Below are 2,505 nucleotides of genomic sequence, written 5' to 3'. Positions count from 1 at the left end.
TCATCCTGAGCCAGGATCAAACTCTCCAATAAAGTTAGTTTGTCTAGCATCTAAAATAAAAATTGACGTTTCACGTTGTTTGTTTCGTTCAGTTTTCAAAGAACTACTTGGTCGCTCATTTGCGACTTCCTTATGTTAACATCTTCGTTAGTTAATGTCAACTAAGTTTTTTTATTTCATTTGTCGCTTGCGACGTTATTGTCATCGGCGACTTGTTCTATATTACACCTCTATATAATAATAGTCAATATTAATCTTTCATTTTTTTTAAAAGATGAAAAAGACTCTCATACCCACCTTTTATTTCTCATACATATCAATAAGATAACTGAAAGGAGTGTAGAACTTGTTCGATCCTTCTTTATTACACATCATAAGCTCCCATTCAAGAAGCCCACACTATCATAGGAAGTTTCCAATCATTCTATTTTGGAGTCAAAAAAGCGGTTGTACTTCTCTTGCTAAGTGGTTCTTTTACCAGATTGATTTATTACAAACCGCTCTAAGCTATAGTCCTTTCATTCATAATTATGAATATGATATATACAAAAGTACACCTGCCTATAGTGTACGACTAGGAGTAGCTTTACGAGAAAAACAAAAAGAAACTTTTAAACTTGTTCGTAACCCTTATAGGAGAGCAGTCAGTTCTTTCGTATCCTTAATTGGACCTCCTTATATGGAACATCCCGAATGGAAACCCATCCGAAAGTTTTTATATCAAGATGAAAATTCCTCCAAAGGGATCTCATTTAAACAATTTCTATACTATCTATTTATGAAAGGGGCTCACGCAAGTGATATTAACCCACATTTCACACAACAATATATAGCTGGTGAAGAAGAATATGTGACCAATTATATATACTTAGAAAACTTCGATCAGGAAATGAAAGAATTAGAAAAGCGTTTTGAATTAAAAACCGCACCAATAAATGAGTTCTCAACATCATGGCATCATCAAACTCCCGCCATGATTTATAAAGGGAATTTTAGCGAAGGCGATATTACTGATCCTTTATTTCCCCGTCATCCGACTTTTGAAAGCTTTTATGATACTGAATGTATACAACTTGTCCAAACAATATTTCAAAATGATTTCGACACATATAAATACAGCAAAGAATATCCTTACTAATTTTAGTCTATTATCTTTGCTAAATAAAAAAGATACCTCATATATAAGGTATCTTTTTAACATTTCAATTATATAAATCATACTGTTTAACAGTCTCTATTCTCCACCTTGTTACCTTTTAATAGATTACACAACTTTTGCTTATCCGCCCATCCTACTCCGATTAAAACTAAACTTGCTCCCATTATTACTCTCCATGTCAGAGATTCATTTAATAGAATAATTGAAGTAACAATACTTATTAATGGTAATGCATTTAAATATAATCCGCTTACTGATGCTGAAACTCTCTCTAGCGCTTTATTCCAAAACCAATATGCTAAAATTGTTGCTCCAATAACAAGGTATATTACACTAAGTCCCGTTTTCCAAGTTTCAACCTTTGGGAGACCGTAATAAAAAATTTCTACCAGTGCAAACGGTAAGAGAATAACAGCTCCAATAATTAAAGTTAATGTTGTAAAAACCTCGTTTGATAAATACTGTTCTTGTTTTGGTCGTTTTAGCAAAACTGTGTAGAAAGCAAATAGAAAAGTACTTAATAATATCAGTATATCTCCTATTAAAGATACTTCTTGATTAGCACTTTTAGATGGAATCGTAATAAAGAGTACTCCTATAGCACCCAATATAATTCCTATCCAATAATTCAATCGAATTTTCTCTTTCAAAAAGAGTGCTGAAAAAAGAATTGTAACTAATGGTAACGCAGCATCTATAATACTCACATGTAATCCACTTGTTAAAGAAATGCCGTAGGATGTAAACATAAAATAACCAGCTACACCGGTAAAAGCTAACAAACTCATTCTTTTCCATGGAACTTTTTTATGTACAACTGATTTTTGTAGTTCCTTAAATGAGAATAGCATACAAATTCCACCTGCAAAGAAAAGACGAATAAATAACAAAGTAAACGGCTGAATAGATTCTAACGCCCATTTTGTTGGCGCAATGGCTGTGCCCCATAATATAACAGCCACTAATAACATGCATATTTCTTTCATAATCCCCACACCCATCAAAAATATATGTTAACTACCTTAATTATAGATTTTTTCTAATATAAAATCCTTTAAAAGCACAAAAGGTTATGTAAAAATAACAATCTAGCTCTTTTTACATAACCTTTTTATATAAGATCACAAACATTCTTGTTACATCTGGACTATATTCTTATAAAGGTAATTATTACCTTTATATTTTAAATAATAAAAATAAGCACAAAAAAACCTAAGTCAAAACGACTTAGGTTTTTGCTTGGCGACGTCCTACTCTCACAGGGACAAGGTCCCAACTACCATCGGCGCTAGAGAGCTTAACTTCCGTGTTCGGTATGGGAACGGGTGTGACCTCTCTGCCATCAT

Annotated in this window: 2 protein-coding genes and 1 rRNA gene; 1 reads left to right on the top strand and 2 read right to left on the bottom strand. The window is 32.7% G+C overall.

The window, feature by feature from the left end; all coding sequences use genetic code 11:
* The first annotated feature begins 346 nt into the window (after positions 1 to 346).
* On the top strand, positions 347 to 1,138 hold the full coding sequence (locus ACTFRY_RS29625) for a sulfotransferase family 2 domain-containing protein (protein ID WP_016119035.1): 792 nt from the start codon (positions 347 to 349) through the stop codon (positions 1,136 to 1,138).
* A gap of 86 nt (positions 1,139 to 1,224) precedes the next feature.
* Here the strand turns inward: ACTFRY_RS29625 and ACTFRY_RS29620 are convergent, their stop codons facing one another.
* A complete protein-coding gene (locus ACTFRY_RS29620; RefSeq protein ID WP_000658278.1) occupies positions 1,225 to 2,145 on the bottom strand; it encodes a DMT family transporter in 921 nt (306 codons plus the stop codon).
* A gap of 251 nt (positions 2,146 to 2,396) precedes the next feature.
* Positions 2,397 to 2,505 (bottom strand): 5S ribosomal RNA (gene rrf / locus ACTFRY_RS29615); the annotation flags it as partial.

The sequence above is a fragment of the Bacillus cereus group sp. MYBK195-1 genome (genome assembly GCF_051916605.1).
GTDB classification, from domain to species: Bacteria; Bacillota; Bacilli; order Bacillales; family Bacillaceae_G; genus Bacillus_A; species Bacillus_A cereus.
This window is presented reverse-complemented; position numbering and strand designations above follow the sequence as displayed.

What these genes read in the sequence shown, in the direction of transcription:
- ACTFRY_RS29620 (WP_000658278.1), bottom strand. Translation starts at nt 2,145, where the DNA reads ATGAAAGAAATATGCATGTTATTAGTGGCTGTTATATTATGGGGCACA.